At 73.6% G+C, this 20,372-nt stretch carries 13 protein-coding genes and 1 pseudogene; 5 read left to right on the forward strand and 9 right to left on the reverse strand.

The features are described 5' to 3' along the window. Positions 1-61 precede the first annotated feature (61 nt). Both Aiant_RS04205 and Aiant_RS04210 read left to right on the forward strand, forming a co-directional pair. On the forward strand, positions 62-985 hold the full coding sequence (locus Aiant_RS04205; protein ID WP_189331026.1) for a pirin family protein: 924 nt from the start codon (positions 62-64) through the stop codon (positions 983-985). Between the two features lie 102 nt (positions 986-1,087). Then, entirely contained in the window at positions 1,088-1,606 is a 519-nt protein-coding gene (locus tag Aiant_RS04210) for a hypothetical protein (protein ID WP_189331027.1), read from the forward strand. Positions 1,607-1,673: 67 nt separating this feature from the next. Here the strand turns inward: Aiant_RS04210 and Aiant_RS04215 are convergent, their stop codons facing one another. Continuing rightward, positions 1,674-3,845 carry an MFS transporter gene (locus Aiant_RS04215; protein WP_189331028.1) on the reverse strand — a complete coding sequence of 724 codons (2,172 nt, stop codon included), beginning with the start codon at positions 3,843-3,845 and terminating at the stop codon, positions 1,674-1,676. After that, on the reverse strand, positions 3,842-4,426 hold the full coding sequence (locus tag Aiant_RS04220; RefSeq protein WP_189331029.1) for an ArsR/SmtB family transcription factor: 585 nt from the start codon (positions 4,424-4,426) through the stop codon (positions 3,842-3,844). The genes Aiant_RS04215 and Aiant_RS04220 overlap by 4 nt, the downstream gene beginning before the upstream one ends. 131 nt (positions 4,427-4,557) lie before the next feature. Here Aiant_RS04220 and Aiant_RS04225 point away from each other — a divergent pair, with 131 nt between their 5' ends. Together Aiant_RS04225 and Aiant_RS04230 are read left to right on the forward strand one after the other, a co-directional pair. Next, complete coding sequence (locus Aiant_RS04225; protein WP_229830074.1) at positions 4,558-4,995, forward strand: hypothetical protein; 438 nt, start codon at positions 4,558-4,560, stop codon at positions 4,993-4,995. 908 nt (positions 4,996-5,903) lie between these two features. Beyond that, positions 5,904-11,615, forward strand: coding sequence for a hypothetical protein (locus Aiant_RS04230; protein ID WP_189331030.1), 5,712 nt, complete (start codon positions 5,904-5,906; stop codon positions 11,613-11,615). A gap of 74 nt (positions 11,616-11,689) precedes the next feature. Here the strand turns inward: Aiant_RS04230 and Aiant_RS04235 are convergent, their stop codons facing one another. From Aiant_RS04235 to Aiant_RS04265, 7 genes and pseudogenes are all read right to left on the reverse strand, one after another. Continuing rightward, the gene (locus Aiant_RS04235) at positions 11,690-12,760 is read right to left on the reverse strand and encodes a GGDEF domain-containing protein (RefSeq protein WP_189331031.1); all 1,071 of its coding nucleotides are present in this window, start codon (positions 12,758-12,760) and stop codon (positions 11,690-11,692) included. Between the two features lie 58 nt (positions 12,761-12,818). Beyond that, positions 12,819-13,688 carry an EamA family transporter gene (locus tag Aiant_RS04240; RefSeq protein WP_189331032.1) on the reverse strand — a complete coding sequence of 290 codons (870 nt, stop codon included), beginning with the start codon at positions 13,686-13,688 and terminating at the stop codon, positions 12,819-12,821. Positions 13,689-13,694: 6 nt separating this feature from the next. Next, complete coding sequence (locus Aiant_RS04245) at positions 13,695-14,879, reverse strand: ABC transporter permease (protein WP_189331033.1); 1,185 nt, start codon at positions 14,877-14,879, stop codon at positions 13,695-13,697. Next, positions 14,879-15,565, reverse strand: a pseudogene (locus Aiant_RS04250) (ABC transporter ATP-binding protein); the annotation flags it as partial. The gene Aiant_RS04245 and the pseudogene Aiant_RS04250, both read right to left, overlap by 1 nt. Then, positions 15,562-16,866 carry an efflux RND transporter periplasmic adaptor subunit gene (locus tag Aiant_RS04255; protein ID WP_229830077.1) on the reverse strand — a complete coding sequence of 435 codons (1,305 nt, stop codon included), beginning with the start codon at positions 16,864-16,866 and terminating at the stop codon, positions 15,562-15,564. The pseudogene Aiant_RS04250 and the gene Aiant_RS04255, both read right to left, overlap by 4 nt. Before the next feature lie 62 nt (positions 16,867-16,928). Beyond that, positions 16,929-17,675: a L,D-transpeptidase family protein gene (locus tag Aiant_RS04260; protein WP_229830078.1), complete on the reverse strand. Its 747-nt coding sequence runs from the start codon at positions 17,673-17,675 to the stop codon at positions 16,929-16,931. Between the two features lie 139 nt (positions 17,676-17,814). Continuing rightward, positions 17,815-18,651: a CAP domain-containing protein gene (locus Aiant_RS04265; protein ID WP_189331036.1), complete on the reverse strand. Its 837-nt coding sequence runs from the start codon at positions 18,649-18,651 to the stop codon at positions 17,815-17,817. Between the two features lie 301 nt (positions 18,652-18,952). On the opposite strand from Aiant_RS04265, the gene Aiant_RS04270 reads away from it, so the two are divergent. Beyond that, complete coding sequence (locus Aiant_RS04270) at positions 18,953-20,371, forward strand: acyltransferase family protein (RefSeq protein ID WP_189331037.1); 1,419 nt, start codon at positions 18,953-18,955, stop codon at positions 20,369-20,371. The last annotated feature ends 1 nt before the right edge of the window (position 20,372 follow it).

The following is a 20,372-nucleotide window of genomic DNA, read 5'->3' on the forward strand; positions in this document are numbered from 1 at the left end:
TGTTCGTCTTCGCGTCGCTCGGCGGTCCCTTTCTGTCGGGGGGCGGTCATAGAGTCGGGTCATGACGACGCCCGCTGCCGAGAGTGTGCTGTTGCCGGGGCACGACGTGCCGCTGGGGCGATATGCGACGGTGCGCCGCCTCCTGCCGCACCGGGAGCGGCGGATGGTCGGGGCGTGGTGCTTCGTCGACCACTTCGGGCCGGACGACGTGCGGGGCCGGCCCGGCATGCAGGTGCCGCCGCATCCGCACACCGGGTTGCAGACGGTGACCTGGCTGGTCGACGGGGTGATCGAGCACCGGGACAGCCTCGGCAGCGACCAGGTGATCGCGCCGGGACAGCTGAACCTGATGACCTCCGGGCACGGGATCGCGCACTCCGAGTTCACCCCGGCGGCGCATCCCGACGGGATGCACGGGCTCCAGCTGTGGGTGGCGCTGCCGGAGTCGGCCCGGCACGGCCTCGCGGCGTTCGAGCATCTCGCGGAGCTGCCGTCGGTCACCGAGGGGCCGGCGACGGTGACCGTGGTGGTGGGCTCGCTCGGGGCGCTGCGGTCGCCGGCGACGGTGCACTCGCCGCTGGTCGGGGCGGAGATCCGCTACGCGGGGGCGGCTCGGCAGACACTCGATCTCGACCCCGCGTTCGAGCACGGGGTGCTGGTCATGTCCGGGTCCGCGGTGGTGGACGGTTCGCCGCTGAGCGCCGGGTCGCTGCTGTATCTGGACACCGGGCGGACCGACCTGGACATTTCGGTCCTGTCTGCCGCGCGGCTGTTCCTGATCGGCGGGGAGCCGTTCGACGAGCCGCTGGTGATGTGGTGGAACTTCGTGTGCCGGTCGCACGAGGAGGTGGTGGCGGCCCGGGAGGACTGGATGGCGGGGCGACGGTTCGGGACCGTCCGGGGGTGTGCGGCGGATCCGTTGCCGGCGCCGGTGATGCCGGCGGTGCGGTTGAAGGCGCGGGATCGGCACGGGCAGAGTTTCTGACCCGGCGGAATCAGGGCGGTTTGCCGGAAAGATTCTGTGAATCCGGGGTTGCGGGTTCGGGTGCGCTTTACTCGCGGAACGGTCGATCGCCATGATCAACCGGTGACGCCGACGCCCGGAACCCTGCGCCTGCTGGCCACCCTGGGTGCTGTGCCGGAGCTTCAGCCGCGCGCCGGGAACGCTTTTCCGCCCTCGGTGACCTGGGAGGATGGGCCGTGCGGGCGGTCGGCGGCGCGGGCGCTGGTGACCGGAGGTTTCACTGTGGGTGAGCACTTCTGGGGCGGGGCGTTGGTGGACGTGCCCGATCTGGAGCCGTGCGTCTTTCAGCGGGTGCTGCGGCCGGTGACGGCGGCGATCCTCTACCTGCACGGCCCGGAGCCAGACTCCGCCGGTGGGGACGCGGATCTCGCGGCGCGGGTGTTCGCGACGGATCTACCGGGTGTGGGATTGCAGCCGCACGGGTTGGAGAACGAACTCGCCGTCCACCTTCTCCTCGGGGAGGTGGGTGACGGGTGCGATTTCGGGGGCGACGGTCTGTTCGCGGCTATGGGGGCTGCGATCCGGCGGACGTTCGGCGATCGCCGGGGGTTGTTCGAGATCGCTCGCCACGCGGTTATCTGAGCGGTCGCCCGGTGTCGGGCGGACGGGCACTCCGACACACGCCCGCCTCGTGACGGAGGGGCCGGGATCAGCGGTCGGCCCGGTCGGGCTGATCGGCGCGGTCGGGCTGATCGGCGCGGTCGGGCTGATCGGCGCGGTCAGCGTCGTGCTGATCGGCGCGGTGAGCGCCGTCGGGCTGATCGGCGCGGCCAGCGCCGTCGGGCTGATCGGCGCGGCCAGCACCGTCGGGCTGATCGGCGCGGCCAGCACCGTCGGGCTGATCCGCGCGGCCAGCACCGTCGGGCTGATCGGCGCGGCCAGCACCGTCGGGCTGATCGGCGCGGCCAGCACCGTCGGGCTGATCGGCGCGGCCAGCACCGTCGGGCTGATCCGCGCGGCCAGCACCGTCGGGCTGATCGGCGCGGCCAGCACCGTCGGGCTGATCCGCGCGGCCAGCACCGTCGGGCTGATCCGCGCGGCCAGCACCGTCGGGCTGATCGGCGCGGCCAGCACCGTCGGGCTGATCGGCGCGGCCAGCACCGTCGGGCTGATCCGCGCGGCCAGCACCGTCGGGCTGATCGGCGCGGTCGACGTGACCGGCACGGTCAGCGTGGTCGGCTCGGAGGGCGGCGTGATAGGTGACGGCGCCGAGGGTGGCCGCGGCGGCGACGGCGGCGAAGACGGGCTTCAGCCCGAACACTTGAAGGGCCGGCCCGGCCAGGGCGAACGCGGCGAAGCCACCGAAGTTCTCCACCGTGGTCATCGTGGTCATCACCTGAGGGCGGATCCGGGTGGGCGTGCGCAGTGTGAAGCGGGTGCTCAGGGTCGCGGCGCAGATCGGGGTGGCCAGGCCGGAGAGGAACAAAGCTGTGGCCAGCACCGGGATCTGGTCGGCGAGCATCAGCCAGAGCGGGAGAGCCATGACGGCGGCGGCCAGGGTCAAGGCGGCCTCGTGCAGGCGGGCGATCACGGCCAGAGCCAGGACGCTGCCGGCCGCCAGACCGGCGCCGTTCGCGGCGGTGAGCAGGCCGAGCACCCGGGGGTCGCCGCCGAGATCGCGCAGCACCAGGACCGGAAGGCAGGCGGCGATCGCCGGAACCGCGAGGCTGACCAGGGTCAGCGAAGCCAGGAACAGGCGCAGCGAACGATGCCGGGCGGCAAACCGCAGACCCGCCAGACTCCCGGCCCGGCCCGCGCGGGACGGCGCGGCACGACCGGCGGGACGCGAGCCAACGCCGGCCGGCCGGGGAGCAGCATCGCGGGATGGCTCGGCACGATCGGCGGGAGGCGAGGCAGCGCCGCTCGGCCGGGCGGCAGGAGCGCTCGACGGCGCGACACGATCGCCGGGACACGAGGCAGCGCCGCTCGGCCGGGGAACAGCATCGCGGGACGGCTCGGCACGGTCGGCGGGAGGCGAGGCGGCGCTGGTCGGCCGGGCGGCAGGAGCGCTCGACGGCCCGGCACGACCGGCGTGAGGCGAGGCGGCGCTGGTCGGCCGGACGGCAGGAGCGCTCGACGGCCCGACACGACCGGCGTGAGGCGAGGCAGCGCCGGTCGACCGGGCGGCAGGAGCGCTCGACGGCGCGACACAATCGGCGGGACGCGAGGCGGCGCCGGCCGACCGGGCGGCAGGATCGCTGGGCGGTGTGGGCATATCGGCGGGGGCCGGGATCGAGGCGCCTGCCCGGACGCGGGTGAGCACGATCAGGAACGACACCGCGTAGGTCGCGGCGTCGAGCCAGAGGACCTCGGCCGGGCCGAGGACGGCGATCAGGATGCCGCCCAGCGCGGGGCCGGCCAGGGCGGCGAGGCGGGTGGCGGCGTCGATCAGGCTGTTCGCGCGGGCCAGGCGGTGCGCGGCGGTTTCCGGGGCGCGGTCGGCGGCGATCAGGTCGGGGAGGATCAGGCGCTGCGAGGCCACGTAGGGCGCGGTGAACAGGCCCAGCGCGAACGAGACCGCCAGCAGGGCCGGGAAGGTCAGGGCGTCCGCCGCGTGCAGCAGCGGGACGAGGGCCATCAGCGGGGCGCGGGCCGCGTCACCGAAAAGCATGGTGCGGCGGGCGCCCCACCGGTGCACCAGCCGGCCGCTGGGCAGTCCGACCAGGACCACGGCCAGGAACTCGGCGGTCAGCACGGCCGACATCCGGGCCGGCGAGCCGGTGGTGACCAGGACGAACCACGGGAGGGCGAGGACGGTCAGCCAGGAACCGAAGGTCGAGATGAGCTTCGCGGCGAACAGCGCGCCGATGCGGGACGTCATCTCGGCTCGGGCGGCGCGTCCGGGGTGGGCGGCGGTGGGGTCGGCAGGGCGTACGCAAAGAATCGGACCAGGCGTGCATCGGCCGTGCGTGGCCGCCGGGACCCGGTGTAGTCGGCGATGACCGCCTTGATTCTCGTGGTCGCCTCGGCGACCTCGGCGGGCGTCAGGTAACCGCCGTCCTCGCCGAACCAGGCGGCCTCCCGCCAGACCGGGTCGAGGGTGTCCTCGGCGCGGCGATAGTCGTCGAGCTCCTCGATGCGGCGGGCGACCATCTGGTCCCGCAGGGCCCGGGCGGCCGCGACGAACTCCGGGGAGCCGGTGGCCGGCCAGGTGATGCCCCGGCTGGTGGCGCGCCAGGGTCGCTCGCGGCCGCGGGCCAGCTCGGTGGCCGGCTCGACCAGGCCCCATTTGACCAGCTGGGCGACGTGGTAGCTGACCGAGGCGGTGGACTCACCGATGCGGTCGGCGAGCTGCCGCCCGGTGGCCGGGCCGTCCAAGGTGAGCAGCTCGAGCAGTCGGACGCGGGCGGGATGGGCGAGCGCGCGGAGGGCGCGCGGGTCGGTGATCCGTACTCGGTCCATTCAGCCAACATATCTTGGCCAAGAATCCTTGGCTATCGATTGACGACAGTCGCACAAAGTGGTGTTGACGGGGTGTCAATCCGGGCGGAAGGTCAAGGCAAGGACTACGCACGGGGCATCCGGAGGGTGCCGTGAACCTACTGGACGCGAGTCGTCTCGCCATCATGATCGCTACGCCGCCGCTGATCCTCGCCACGGTCCGGCAGGCGCCGCGGTGCTGGCGCGCGCTCACCGACCGGATGCGCGACCGGCAGCCGGCCGAGCCGCAGCCGTATGGTCTCCCGATCGAGAAGCTCGCCGCCGACCTGCGCCGTCTCCTGCACCTGCACGGCGCCCTGACCGCCTCGGCACGGCCGGCGCTCTGCGCCCACCGCGTCTGGGCGGTCGAGGCGGCGATCGGCGCCCGCGCGATCGAGGCGGCCACCGCGCTGGGCGTGCCGCACCCGTGGCCGGACGAGACCGGCCTGCTGACCCGCACCCAACTGTCGAACCTGCTCACCGACCTGGCCGCCGCCGGGCTCGTCCTGCCCGCCCGCACCTGCCCGTTCACCTCGGACGGCCGCCTCTGATCCGGGTCCGGCCACCGCACCCGCGCCGATGCCGGGCCGGGAAAGCCGTTACCGGGCCGGGCCGATGCCGGGCCGGGCCGATGCCGGGCCGGGCCGGGCCGATGCCGGGCCGGGGAAACAAGAACGGCGGCGGGATCTCTCCCGCCGCCGTCTCTCGTCCCGGCCTGGTGTGCCCTGATCCGCCGAGCGCCCAGGATCTCGGGGGGCGGTCCCCTGGGCGGGTCGTTCACAGGCACGGTAAGCAGCCGCCAAGACTGGGGGGCGGCGACCGCTCGGCCGGGGAGTTCGTGGTGGCGCCGCGAACGACGGTCCGCAGCACGACGGCCGGTCCTCCGGTGAACCCGCCCCCGTCGGGGCGCGTCCTTCGTGGACCCGGCCGCACAACAACCGTGCCAGATCCACCCACCAAGATCCGCGAAAAGCAAGCGTGCGCTTCGCCACACCCCGTCACCTGTTCAGGGTCACCCGCAAGTTCGTAGGTTTCCTGAGAAGGAGCTTAAGAAATGCTTAAATCGATCACTCGGCCGTTTCGGGAAACCAATGATCCTCGTTGATCCGGGCAGATCCGGCCACATGCCGGTAAGAACCCGGCATATTCACTGCTCACCACATTGAACCGGGGACCGCCGGTGGACGTATTCAGTGGCGACCGAGTACACCCGGCGGGCTGCGGCGCCGGGTCGGTCACCGGCCGCGGTGCCCTCGCGAGCCCGGGCTGGGGGATCCGCAGAGCGGTGGCGCACCATGCAAATCCGTGATTAACCTTCCACATCCACCACGTGGCGGGCGGTTGATCCGGTGCGCGAGGGGCGGGCACCGGGGGCGCGGAGGTGGTCCAGGGTGAGGACGGTGGCACATATGCGGCGACGGGGCGGTGGGACATTCCCGAGCCGTAACGGAGCCGCGTCATGAGCTTCGAGGACGACGAGTACTGGGACGAGGAGTACAACGAATACTCCTTCATGCCGAAGCACGCGGTGGCCCAGCAGCGCCATTACGAAAAACGTACGACGCCGGATCCGGTCATTCCCACCCGCCGGTCCCATGCCCAGAGTGACGAAGCAGCCGCTCGCCGTGGCCGCAATGCGGATAAACCGGCTGCCCCCTTCGACGACCAGCGCCCCAGCTGGCTGTCCGACCCGGACTTCGTGCCGATCGACACGTCGGTCGACAACCTTTCCGGGAACTACTTCGACGACATCGACTTCAACCGCCCCGAGCTGGGCGTGGACTTCGACAAGCCGGACTTCCCGATCGTGGACCCGGCCGCGTTGCAAAACCCGGAGCGCCGGCGCCGTGCACAGGGCGACGACTCCGGGCGGGCGGCGCGGCCCGCGGACCGGTACGGGGTTCGCCGGGACGACCGGGACCGGGGCCGATCCGGGGACCCGGACGAGCGCCGGCGGCGGCCCGCGGAGGAACGCCGGGACGACGAGCGCCGGGGCGGCCGACGCGCCGAACCGCGGTGGGACGAGGGCGAGCGGCGGCGGCCCGAACCCTCGGTGCGCTGGGACGACGAGCGGCCGGTGGCCCGGCCCGAGGAGCGGCGCGGGTCCCGGGACGAGCGTGCGCGCGGCATGGTCTCGCAGCCCTGGGAGGACGAGGACTTCGGGCCGATCCGGCCGACGGGCGGCCGTCGGCCGCGGCGCGACGAGGACGATGCGCGACGCGGTTCGGCACGGCCGGGGGTGGCCGGTCGGGCTCAGGTTCCGGCGGGGAACGGCGACGACCGGTACGACGGCGGCCGGCGCGACGACGACCTGGTCCGCGGCAGCGGCCCGGTGCGCGGCGGCGATCCGGTCCGGGAGAACGGACGGGCGCGGGACGACGAGTTCGTTGTGGGCTCGGGCCGGGAGGAGCTCGGCCGGGGCGCGGGACGTTCCCGCGACGACGATCTGGTGCGGGAGGCCGGGCGTGGCCGCGACGGCGCACGGGTCCGCGGCGACCGCCGGGACCGCGACGACGACCTGATCCGGGGCAACGGCCGGGACCGCGACGGCGACCGGATCCGGGGCAACGGCCGGGACCGCGAGGACGACCTGATCCGGAGCGACGGCCGGGACCGCGACGATCGCCGGAACTGGGACGACGAACCGGTCGACCTGCGTGCCCGGGACTGGGACGACGTCCCCGCGATCACCGATCGGGCGGCCGGGAGTTGGCCCGCGGACCAGCGCCAGGACGAGTGGGCCGAGCAGGACTGGGCCGAGGGCGAGCGGTCCGAGGCCGGCCGCGAGCCGCTCGTGCTCGACGGTGAGTACTACGAGACGCCCCAGGAGCCGGCCGAACCCCGCAACGACGAGGACGGCAAGCCCCGTGTCCTCAAGCGGGCCGAACCTCCCGCGCCCCCCAAGGTCATCAGCCGGGCCACGCCGCCGCCCGCGCCGCGCGTCATCAAGAGCGAGCCGCCGGTGGCTCCGCGGGTGGTCGGCGCGTCCCCGCCGACCGCGCCGGCCCGGGTGATCGGTCCGTCCGGCCCCCAGGTCCCGGCGGCGGCAGCGTCCGCTTCGCCCACGACCGAGGCCCGGCCGCAAGGTCCGGCCGTCCCCGATGTCACCCCGGTTTCCGGTACGCCCATAGTGTCCCGGAACGCCCCGCGCCCGGCCGCCCCGAACCCGCCGCGCCCCACTCCGGCGAACGCGGCCCCGCCCAGCACGGGCAGCGCTCCCCCGGCCGACGCGGAGCCCACGGTCGCCAACCGCAAACCCGGCCCGGGCCGGCGCGGCGACGTCGCCGATGCCGCTCAGCAGCCGGGCGCGGCCGCTGGTCCGCGTCCGGGTGGCGTGCCCGGCCAGGGTCCCGCCGGGGAGGCGGGCCGCGGTCCGGCATCCGCCGGATATCCCGCGGACGCCGCTGCCGGATACCCGGGACAGAGCCCGGCGGCAGAAGCTGGTCTCGGTACGGGTGCCGCGGGATACCCGGGGCAGGCTGTGCCCCAGCAGCGCACCGGACGTAGCCCGCGCACCGCGCACGTCTTCCTGGCCGAGGGCGACGGCCCGTGGGCGATCGTGCCCGACGAGGCGCCCCGGATGCCTACGCACGCCAACGGGCGTCCCGGCGCACCGGCGACCCCGCCCGGCCGGCCGACAGTGCCCATGCCGGGCACGGTCCAGCCGCCGGCCGGTCCCGGCATCGCCGCCTCCGGCCCGGCCACGCCCGTCCCGGTACAGCCGGTCATGCCGCCGAGTGGCCTGGTCCCGCCGCAGCCGGTCACCCCGCCCAACGGCCTGGTCCCGCCGCAGCCCGTCATGCCACCCAACGGCCTGGCCGCACCGCAGCCTGGCCAGCCAGTCGCGCCGCCGAACGGCTTGGTCCCGCCGCAGCCCGTCATGCCGCCCAACGGCCTGGTCCCGCCGCAGCCCGTCATGCCACCCAACGGCCTGGCCGCACCGCAGCCCGGCCAGCTGGTCGCGCCGCCCAACGGCCTGATCCCACCGCAGCCCGTCACGCCGCCCAACGGCCTGGTCCCGCCGCAGCCGGTCACCCCGCCCAACGGCCTGATCCCGCCACAGTCTGGCCAGCCGATCGCGCCGCCCAACGGTGTGGTCCCGCCGCCTGCCACCCCTATCGCGCCGCAGCCCGGCCAGCGTTCCGCGCCGCCTGCCGGACAGGCCGCCCCGCAGGATGCTCGATACGCGACGCCGCCTGCCGGACAGCACCTACCGCAGCCCGGCGTACCCGGCGTGCCGCCTGGCGGACAGTTCGGTTCCGAGAACGGCCAGCCCTCCGCACCGCCCGCCGACCCCGGCGCGCCGCAGAACACCCCGTACTCGGCGCCGACGACCAGCCAGAGCACCCCGCCACCCGGCCAGCCCGCCGTCGCGCCCAACGGACAGTTCGGCCCGCAGTCCGGCCGGCCCGCTGTACCGCCTGGCGGACAGTTCGGCCCGCAGCCGGGCCAGCACTCCGCACCGCCCGCCAGCCCCGGCGCGCCGCAGGACACCCGATACTCGGCACCGGCCGCCGGCCAGAGCACCCCGCCACTCGGCCAGCCGACAGTCCCGCCCAACGGACAGTCAGGCCAGCACTCCGCACCGCCCGCCGGACCCGACGCTCCGCAAGACGCCCGGCACTCGGCCCCGGCCGCCGGACAGACCAGCCAGCCGACAATGCCGCCTGGCGGACAGTTCCGCCCTCAGCCCGGCCAGCGCTCCGCACCGCCTGCCGGACCCAGCGCGCCGCAGTCCGGCCAGCCGGTACCGGTATCCGGCGGGGCCGGAGCGCCGAAGTCGGGTCAGCCTGCGCCGGCGCCGCCGCCCACCGGGTTCGTGGCCGCGCCGCGGCAGCCGTTCGGACCGCGGCCGGTGCCCGGCGGCGCCCGGACGAATCCGGTTTCCGGTGGTTCCCCGGCACCCGGTCAGGGTCAGCCGGCGGTCCCGCCCGCGGGTGCGTCCGGGTGGCCGGAGGCCGATGCGACCTCCGGACCGCGATGGGCTCCGGGCCGGCCGATCGCTCCCGAGCCGGGTGCTGCGGGGCCGATCTCGCCGGCCGCGCAGTGGGAGGCTGGACAGCCGGCGTCCGAGCAGCAGCCCGGTTTCGGCGGGACCTCGCCGAACCAGGTACCGGCAGGACCGGTTCCACCGGCCGGGCAGTGGTTCCCTGGGCCCGGCGCGGAGCAAGCCGCACCGGATCAGCCGCACGGGACCGGCTCCGCACAACCCGTCTCCCCCGCCGGGCAGTGGAACGCCACGCCGGGCGGTGCGGCTTCCGGGGTTCGGCCTGTCTCACCGGCGACACCGCATGAGCCGGCGCGGGCCGGGTCGACCCGGCCTGTTTCGCCGGGGCGTCCGGAGACGCTCGCGGGTCAGTGGGGTCCGGATCCGGTTGGTCCGCGCCAAGACATCCCTGGTGACGCACGACCGGTTTCCGGGCAGCCCACCAGCGGTAGCGCCTGGGCGCCCACCGCTGGGCAGCACCAGCCCGACGACGGCTGGGGACCCCGGGCCGGGCAGCACCTGGCGGCCGACGGGCTCGGACGTCCGGTCTCACCCGCCGGTGGGCCGGGTGGCTGGAACCAGCATGTGACCGGAGCCCAGGGTGCCTACCCGCAGGGTGACGTGCCCACCGGGGAGCTGCCGCAGACGGCGAACCGGAGTGGCGAGCCGCCCACCGGGGAACTGCCGCAGGTGGTTGAGGGCGACGACGGCTGGGGCCCCCGGGCCGGGCATCGACCCGTTTCGGGGCAGACCCTGCTACCGGTTCCTCGCCCGGGTGCCGGGCCGGAGCAGGAGGCGAGTGCTCCTGCGGCCGGTGGCGGCCGGTCGCAGGACAGCAACCGGTTGCCGCAGCAGCCGGGAGTACCGCAAGAGGGTGCGGCGCCGCTCGGGACCGGATCAGTGCAGCCGGCCGATTCACCCCACCACGCCGGGGTGGCTGTGCCGGCCCAGCGGACGCCGGCCGACGGGGTTGCGATGGGTCCCGGGGGTGACCAGGAGCCGGCGCCCTACATGGACGCGGACGGGACCTGGCACAACCTGAAGCCGATCGGGAAGCTGGCGGTTTCCGGGCCGGATCAGGAGCCTCGGCGGTATACCGACACCGCGTTCGGCAGCGGATGGTTCGTGGCCAAGACCGCGGCCGCCGTCGACAAGGACGCCGAAGCGGCCGACGGGCCCGGGACCGGCGACGAATCCGGGACGAACCAGACAAGTGACGCGGGCGCCAGCGATGCCTCCCCGGAGACGACGGGCACGGACGGCAGCACGGCAACGAGGAGCGCGGCAGAAAGGGCGCAGGAAACCGAGACCGGAACGCCACGGACGGCCGACACCGCACCGGAAGGCGGGGCGACAGGGCCGGCCGGCACGGACCGGGAGACCGGGACGGCACGAGCGACCGGTGCCGGGCCGGGAACCGGGACAGGCACCGCGCGGCCGGCCGGAGCGCCCCAGGAGGCGAACGACCTCGGAAAACACCTGCCGCTCTCGGCAGCCGACCTGGACGCGATCCGGTGGCGGCTGGACGGTGGGACGCTGCGGGAAGTCGTCGACGACCGGGACGCGCTGCGGGAGCTCGGCGAGCGACTCGACGGTCCGCTCGCCGACGAGGCCGACAACGTCGTCAAGGCGGGGCTGCTCAGCGTGCGGGCGGAGGTCTACCGGCTGCTCGGCGAGCTCGGGATGGCGGCGGCGGCGAGCCGGCTCGCGCTGGCGCATGCCGAGTCAGCGCAGGATGAGCAGTCGATGGTGATCGCGCAGGCGGAGTTGGCGCACGTGTTGCGGCTGCGCGGCGACTGGATGGAGGCCGACCGGCTGTTCCAGCGGGCGGTGGACTCGGAGGTGCCGGCGGCGGTGCGCAGCGTGGTGCACGAGAACGCGGGCCGCAGCGCGTTCGATCAGGGGCGGCACATGGAGGCCCTGGATCACTTCGCGCGGGCCATCCGGCTCGGGGCGCAGGAGGACACCGATCTGGTGGAGCGGATCGGGGTCTGCCTGGAGGCGGTCTACATCCACGTGCTGCGGGACGGCTGGGGGCCGTACCCACGGCGGTCGGAGGAGATCCTCGTGCCGCTGAGCGGGCGGAACGCCGAGGAAGCCGAGGCCGCGGAGACGGCAGCGCCGCCGGAGCCGGACGCTTTCGACGAGGTCACGGCCGAGCGGCCGGTCGTCAAGAAGAGCTGACCGGCGCCGGAACCGGCGGGCCGTGCGGCGTGTCAGGGAGGACTGACCGCGGCGGGAAGGGTCGTGCGGAGTTGTCAGGAGGGGCTGACCGAGGCACGCTCCTGCGCGGGCATCTGGTCGAGATTGTGGCGGGGTGGCATCTTGGCCATCGCGGTCCGGCCGCGCCCGCCGCCCTTGGCCTCGTAGAGCGCCGCGTCCGCGACCCGCTGCAATTCCTCGCTGCCGCCGGCGTGGTAGGGCGCCACCCCGATCCCGATGCTGAGCTTCGGCGGCCCGCCCGGCAGCCCCTCGGTGGCCGCCAGGTGCGCGCGGGCCCGTTCGGTGTACCGGGACGCGCCCCGCGGCCCGGCCCGGAGCAGCACCGCGAACTCGTCGCCGCCCAGCCGGGCGACCAGATGCTCGGTGTCCTCCGCCGCCGCCTTCAGCGCGTCGGCGACGGCCACCAGCGCCCGGTCCCCGACCGCGTGGCCCCAGGTGTCGTTGATCTGTTTGAAGTGGTCCACGTCGATCAGGACGAGCGCCGCCGGCCCCTCCCCGCGCTCCGCCCGGCCGACCGCCTGGTGCAGGGACTCGTCGAAGGCGCGGCGGTTCGCGGCGCCGGTCAGCGCGTCCGAGGTGGCCTGCGCCTGGAGGACCGCGCGGAGCCGGTCGTTGCGGGCGTTGAGGCTGATCACCACCCAGGCGGTCATCGCCATCGCGACGGTCATCGCGACCCAGTCGCTGATCGCCCGGGTGACCTCCAGGAAGCTGAACGCGACCAGGGCGTGCCCGGCGGAGATGGCCACGACGTTGGCGACGGCGACCCGGCGGCTGAGGTACGACGAGGCGTACAGCAGCGGCCACAGGTAGAACAGCTGCGGGCCGGTGGTCGGATCCTTCGTGGCGAAGTTGAGCCCGGTGATCACGACGGTGGCCAGGAACGACACCGCGGGCCAGAACTGCCGGGGCAGCACCTCCGGGCTGCGCCAGCAGACCAGACCGACGAGGAGCAGGGCGATCCCGGTGACGCCGACGGTGATCAGCTCGGGCAGCGGGTCGCCGAGCTTCATCAGCACGCCGGTGATGAGGTTGTACGGCCCGGCCACCAGCATGAGGTAGGCGACGGCACGGTTGGCCCCGTGCTGGTCGCGCAGCTGATACGGCAAGGCGGTCTCCTCGGTTTACGCCTGAATTTTCGGCGCTGCCGGGCGAGACCTGAGTCGTTCAGACTGTTGCGGCAGCCACCTCGGGCTGCTCGGCCGGCGGGCGGCGGGCCAGCGTCACGCCCACGCTGGCGAGCGTGACCAGCAGCAACGCGACGATCTCGACCGGGCCGAGCCGCTGGCCGAGGACGAGCAGGCCGGCCAGGGCGGCGGCGGCCGGCTCCAGGCTCATCAGGATGCCGAAGACCCGGGTCGGGATGCGGCGCAGCGCGGTCAGCTCCAGGACGTACGGGATGACCGAGGAGAGCAGGGCGACGGCGGCGCCGCCGAGCAGCAGGTGCGGAAGGTCCACGACGGCGGACGCGCCGGGCAGGCCGAACGGGGCGGCCAGCAGCGCGGCGACCGCGAGCGCGACGGTCAGGCCGCCGGTGCCCGGGACGAGCGCGCCGACCCGGGCGCTGAACACGATGTAGCCGGCCCAGCACAGGCCGGCGAGCAGGGCCAGGGCGAGTCCGCCGAGCGGTGCGGCGCCGCCGGAGTGCAGGCCGAGCAGCACCACGCCGGCGGCGGCGAGCAGCGCCCAGAGCAGGTCGAGCAGGCGGCGGGTCTGCACCAGGGCGAGCAGCAGCGGGCCGAGGAACTCGACGGTGACCGCGATGCCCAGCGGGACGGTCCGGATGGCCAGGTAGAAGACCAGGTTCATGGCGCCCGTGCAGAGGCCGAGCAGGGCGGCGGCACGCCAGGCCGCGGCCGTCCAGGTGGTCAGGCGGGGCCGGGTGATCACGGCGAGGACCAGGGCGGCGACGGTCAGGCGCAGGAAGGTGACACCGGTCGCGCCGAGGTCGTCGAAGAGCCCCCGGGCGGTCGCGCTGCCGAACTGGACCGAGGCGATCGCGGCCAGCACGAGCAGTGGCGCTGGTACCCGAGTCATGATGTGTCACTCCGTTCGCAGGGCCACCACCGGATCCAGCCGGCCGGCCCGCTGTGCCGGTACTACGCCGAAGATGATGCCGACCGCGGCCGACACCCCGAACGCCAGGGTCATCGACCACCAGGTGAGCGCGGCCGGCACCGGGCTGAGCCCGTCGACCAGCAGGGCCGCGCTCGCGCCGAGCAGCATGCCGAGCACTCCCCCGGTGGTGGTCAGCAGCACCGCCTCGAGCAGGAACTGGATGCCGATGTCGCGCGGCCGGGCGCCGACCGCCTTGCGCAGGCCGATCTCCTTGGTGCGTTCGCGGACCGAGACCAGCATGATGTTGGAGACGCCGACGCCGCCGACCAGCAGGCTGATCCCGGCGATGGCGGCCAGCACCCCGGTCAGCACGCCGAGGATGTCGCCGAGCACGCCGAGGATCTGTTCCTGGGTGACCGCGCTGAAGTCGGTGTCCGGGTGCCGCTCGGACAGCGTGGCGACGACGTCCTTGCCGAGCTGGTCGATGGTGTCCCGGTCCGGGGCGCGGATGGCGAGGCCGTCGATCCGGTCGGTGCCGAGCAGCCGTTGCGCCGCGGTGACCGGCACGTGCACCTCGTTGTCCCGGTCGACGCCGAGGCTCTGACCGAGCTGTTCGAAGACCCCGATGACCCGGAACCGTACGCCCCCGATGGTCATCTGCCGGCCGATCGGGTCCCGGTCGGCGAACAGGGTGCGGGCCACGCCGGCGCCGAGCACCGCGACCCGCCGCCCGGTGCTGACGTCGGTCCTGGTCAGGTAGGCGCCGCGGGACAGGTGACGGACGAAGACGGTGGGCGTGGTCTCCAGGACGCCCTGCATGCTGGCGAACCCGGAGTGGGAGCCGGCCCGGACGGTCTCGCCGGAGGCGATGGTGACGGCGACCCGTGAGCGGTCGCCGACGACCCGGCTGACCGCGTCGGCGTCGTCCAGGGTGAGCGGGGAACTGGTCGGGGCGGCGCCGGCTTCGAGCCGGCCGGGCACGACGATCAGCAGGTTCGAGCCGAGACCCTCGACCTGGCGCTCGATCTGCTGTTTGGTGCCCGTGCCGATGGCCACCAGGGCGACCACGGCGGCCACGCCGATCACCACGCCGAGCATGGTCAGCAGGCTGCGGAGGCGGTTCGCCCGCAGCGCGTCGAGGGCGACGCGCCACGCCTCGGCCACTCTCATGAGGCGATCAGCCCGTCTTTCATCCGGATCTGCCGGTGCGCCCGCGCGGCCACGTCCCGATCGTGGGTGACCAGGACGACCGCCACCCCCTCGGCGTTGAGCGACTCCAGCAGGGCGAGGATCGACTGCCCGGTGGCCGAGTCGAGGTTGCCGGTCGGCTCGTCGGCCAGCAGCAGCGACGGCCCGGTGACCAGCGCCCGGGCGATCGCCACCCGCTGCTGTTCACCGCCGGAGAGCTGGTTGGGCCGGTGCCCGATCCGGTGCGCGAGCCCGACCCGCTCCAGCATCGCGGCGGCCCGCTCGCGGCGTTCCCGGCGGCCGGCCCCGCGATAGACCAGCGGCAGCCCGACGTTGTCCTGCGCGGTGGTCCGGGCCAGCAGGTGGAACGACTGGAAGACGAAGCCGATCGTGGTGTTCCGCAGCTCGGCCAGCTCGTTCGGGGAGAGCGCGCCGACGTCCCGGCCGCCGATCAGCAGGGTGCCGCTGGTCGGCCGGTCCAGGCCGCCGAGCAGGTGCATCAGGGTGGACTTGCCGGACCCGGAGGTGCCGACGATGGCCACGTAGTCGCCGGGCTCGACGGTGAGCGAGACGCCGCGCAACGCCGGCACCGAGACCCCGTCCAGCTCGTAGGTGCGGGTCACGTCGGTGGCGACGATGGCCGGCGTGGTCGTCGCGAGCTCGCTCATCGGGCGCGTTCGCCGGATGCCACCTGGTCGGCGCCGGCGACCACGATCTGCTGGCCGGCGGCCACCCCGGAGACCACCTGCACGGTGTCCTCGCCCTGCACGCCGAGCCGGACCGGCACCGACGTGTACCGCCCGTCCTGCACGGCCCAGACGGTGTCCTTGCCGTCGGCGCTGACCACCGCCGAGGCCGGGACGGTGACCGCGTCGTCGACCTGGCGCACCTTGAGCCGGATCACCGCGCTCATCCCGGGCCGCGGGGTGGGCGCCGCCCCGCCGCTGTCGGCGTAGGTCCCCTTGCCCAGGTCGAGGCGCACCCGATACGACACTCCGCCGCGCGCGGAGGTGGTGGGCAGCAGGTCGACCGAGCGGACGGTGGCCTGGTAGGTGGCGCCGGTGGCGGCGTCCAGCTCGACGTCGGCCGTCACGCCCGGCTTGACCAGCAGCACGTCCGTCTCGTCGACCTCGGCGGCCAGCCCGAGCCGGCCCATGTCGATCACGGTGAGCAGCGGGGTCCCGGCGGCCACGTAGGAGCCCTCGCTGACGGCCGAGTCGACACCGTCCGCCGGCACACTCGTCCCGCTGTTCCCCAGCAACGAGGTCAGGTCGGACGGCGGGGCCGACTGAGGTCCGCCGAACTGCACCACGCCCGACACCGGAGCACGCAGGGTGAGCGCCTCCACAGCCGCATCAGCCAGGTCGTACGCCTGCTGTGCCTGCATCCGCTGCGCGGCGGACAGCGAGCTGACCGCCTCCCCCAGCGAAGCGACCCCCCGCTGGACGGCCCGCACCGAGGCGGCAGCCGCGTCCGACGCCGCGGCATACTGCTCCTGGGCCGTCTCGACCTGCTGGATCAGCGCTTTCTGCAACGCCGGATCCGTGATCTTGGAAGCGGCCGCCCGGGCCTGCTCGAACGCCTTCTCGGCCCGCCGATCGGTACGCTGCCGCACCTCGGTGAAGTCACCGGTCGGCACGCCGCCGCCGGACGGGATCCGATCGAGGGCCTCCTGCGCCGCGTCCCGCCGCTGCTCCAGCTCGGGCGACGTAATGACGGCCAGGATCGCACCCTTCTTCACCTGGGCGCCGGGCTGGACGAGGACGTCCGAGACGGTGCCGGCGGCCGGCGCGGAGAGGGTGGCCGCGGTCCGGGCGGTGACCGAGCCGGGCGCCTCGACGATCTCGCTCACCGTGCCCACGGCCGCGGTGCCGAGGTGAACCGCGGAGGAGTCGTCCGCGTCACAGGACGCGGCGGTCAGCAGCAGGAGGACCAGGGAGCCGGCGGCGAGCATCGCGGGGCGGGACACAGAGGCCACTCTATGTCGCCGAACACGGAACGGGCCGCCCCCGCAGGAGCGGCCCGTGGGGATCAGGTGCCCGGGCGACGCCCGAAGACCTTCACGGTCATGCCGTACTTGCCGATGCTGTAGTACTTCTTGGCATCCTGCTCGAGCAGGTTGACGCAACCGTGCGAACCACGCCACTTGTCGTGGATGTACGTGGTGGTCTGGTGGAACCCGCGCCCGCCGATGAAGCGCTGCCAGTAGGGCAGCCACACCTCGTACGGGTCGGACCATTCCTTCTTCGTCCGCTTGTTGATCGTGAAGGTGCCGGCCGGCGTCCGGTACCCCTTCATGCCGGTACGGGTGATGGTCGCCTTGACGTAGACCTTCCCGTTCTTCATCACCCAGGTCGTCTGATGGGTCAGATCGACGCAGAAGGTGATGCCCTTCTTCTTGGGCTTGCAGGCCGCCGGGTTCGTCGCCGCCAGTCGCTTGGCGACGTCGTACGTGGTCGGGCCGGCCAGGCCCTTGGCCGGCGAGACGCCGAACCGCTTCTGGAACTTGATGATCGCGGCACAGTCCGCGGCGGACTGCTTGCCGTCGACCGTCACCGTGCCGTAGCCACCCAGCTGCTTGAGGTAGCCCTCGACCTGCTTCTGATATTTGCCGGTCGCGCACGATGCGGCCGCCGCCCTGGTGACCACGGTGGTGGCCGCCTTGGCGGTGACCGGCGCGGCACCGGCGCCGGCCGGCGCCAGCGCGAACGCACCGAGTCCGCCGCCCACCACGGTGGCGACAGCCGCCGTGGCGAGACGTGCGGTAACACGTTTCACTGCCAAATCACATCCTCCCCAGGAGTGTCGTCCGCACATCGAAGCACAGCCGCCCCACCGCGACGATCAGGGGAAGGACGGTGACACGAAACCGGGATGCCGATCGGCATCCCGGTCCGGGAAAGGAGTAGTCGTACGGTTACTTAGGGGTGGCGAAATCCTGCACCCAGTACGGGGTGTGATCGCGATCCAACGCCAAGCCGACCCCCATCTGATCCAGCTTGCAGTCGAGGATGTTCTCCCGGTGCTCCGGGCTGTTCATCCAGCCGTCCATCGCGTCCCACGGGCTGTCCTGGCCGCGGGCGATGTTCTCGCCGTACCAGCGCCAGTCGTAGCCGGCCTCGCTGACCCGGTCGCCGGCCCGGTCCCCGTTCGGCGACGCGTGCTCGAAGTAGTCGCGGCGGGCCATGTCGGCGGCGTGCCGGTTGGCCGCGTCGATGAGCCGGCGGTCCAGGGTGACCGGCCGGCAGCCGGACCGCTCGCGGTACCGGTTGACCAGGGCCAGGATCTGCTGCTGGACCGGCGCGGACGGGCTGGACGAGATGCTGTCCACGGTGACCTCGGTGCGCGAGGCGGCGATCGGGTCGGCCACCGCCGCGGCCACGGCGGCGGGCGCGGCGCCGGCGTCCTTGCGCTGCACCGGGGCCTTGAGCCGGACCGGCGGCTCCGGGCGTTCGCCGGGCTCCCGGGTGGCCGCCTTCGACGGGGTGCGCGCCGGCTCGGGCGCCTCCCGGCTGGGAGTCACGTCCGGGGTCTCCGGCTCGTCGGCCACATCGGAGTGCGGCGACTCCGCGACCGGCTCCTCCTCGTATTCGTCACCTTCGCCGCCGCCGTCGACGAACAACGGCTCGCCGAAGACATTGAAGCCAGAAAATTGGTCATCCGGCGGCTCCTGCGCCAAGGCGCGTGTCGTGACCACACCGCCGGCGACCAGAGCCGCGGCAGCCACGCCGAGCACAACCAGAGGCTTACGCATAACAGAAGTCGATCCCATTCCTCAGCGCACCCCGCCTTTCCCGGGGCGCTCCCGGAGTTGACCAACGTCACAGACGCGAGGCGGTCACTTCGCCGCCGGACCCGTGAGTGGTCACCGCTATTTCGAAGAACCTTTATCCGTACGCGATGAGCTGCGCAAAGTCCGATCAGGGCAGAGCACACGCGTCGCACAATCGCACTCGATTCCGGCACACTTCCCGCTATCGGGGTAATCCGGTAAGGCGTTCTTGCCGTCCACCCGGCTGTCCCGGAAACACATTGATCGTGGCTACGGTTCCCCGGTGCGAAACCGATACCTGGACCTGCTTCGTGCCGCGGCAATCCTCCGGGTGATCGTCTACCACCTCTTCGGATGGTCCTGGCTGTCCATCGTGATGCCCGCCATGGGCGTCATGTTCGCGCTGGCCGGGTCGCTGACGGCGGCGTCGCTGGAGAAACGCCCGGCGAACCGGGTCGTCACCTCCCGGCTGCGCCGGCTGCTCCCGCCGCTGTGGCTGCTCGGCCTGATGGCCGTGCCGGTGATGATCGCCCTGGGCTGGGCACAGGAGGAGGACGGCGAACACCCCTTCACCCCGTGGAAGCTCGCCTTCTGGATCCTGCCGCTCGGCGACCCGCCCGGCAGCGAGCTCGGCGTCGACTCCTGGGAACCGCTCTGGTACATCCGGGCGTACGTCTGGTTCATCCTGCTCTCCCCGATCCTCTGGTTGCTCTGGAAGAGGCTGGGCCCGGCATGCTGGCTGCTGGTGCTCGCGCCGATCGCCGCCATCGCGCTGCTCGACAAGACCGGATTCGGGCTGCCGGAGACCGCCGACGTGGTGATGTGGGACTTCGTCACCTACGCCGCCTGCTGGATCATGGGCTTCGCGCACCGGGACGGCCGGCTGGCCAGGCTCCGCCCGGCCACCGTGGTCACGCTGGTCCTGCTGCTCGGCGGGGCCGCGCTGTACTACCAGAACGGCCACCAGGGCGAGGACGCCTGGGACCTGAACGACGTCTCCGAGTCGCAGTCGCTGTACTCGCTCGCCTTCGTGCTGCTCGCCCTGCGCTGGCAGCCCAGCATGGCGTGGCTGTCCCGGCTCCGGCCGCTGGACCGGGCGGTGACGCTGCTGAACAACCGGGCGGTCACCGTCTATCTGTGGCACAACCTGGCGATCGCGGCGATCTGGCCGGTCCTGACGTTCCTGGCCCTCGACGACCTCGGGCACCTGGAGAAGCCGGTCACGCTGGCGATGACGTTCCTGCTGACCGGGGTCGCGGTGGTGCTGTTCGGGTGGGTCGAGGACCTGGCCGCGCAGCGCCGGCCCCGGCTGTGGCCGGACACCACCCCGGCTCGCACGACACCGGCCGCGCCCGCCCCGGCACGACCGGAGGGGCACGCACCGGCGGACGCGGAACCGGTCGGACCGCTGCCGGCCGGCTGGCCGCAGGCCGGATGGACCGACACGGGACGGGACGGGCAGCCGTTCGCGGGCCGGCCGCCGGCCGGAGTGACCGGGCACCCGGTGGCCGGAGTGAACGGGCACCCACCAACCGGGCACCCACCAACCGGGCACCCGTCGACCGGGCGACCGCCCGGCGGGGCGAGCCGGCACAGCGCGGAGCCTTCCCCCGGGAGATGGGCGCAACGGCGGGAACGGCGCGCCGCGAAGAAGCGCGAGGAGAACAACCTGATCCCCACCTGGTGGGCGCCCGAGGAATGAG

It is taken from the genome of Actinoplanes ianthinogenes (assembly GCF_018324205.1).
Classification (GTDB): Bacteria; Actinomycetota; Actinomycetes; order Mycobacteriales; family Micromonosporaceae; genus Actinoplanes; species Actinoplanes ianthinogenes.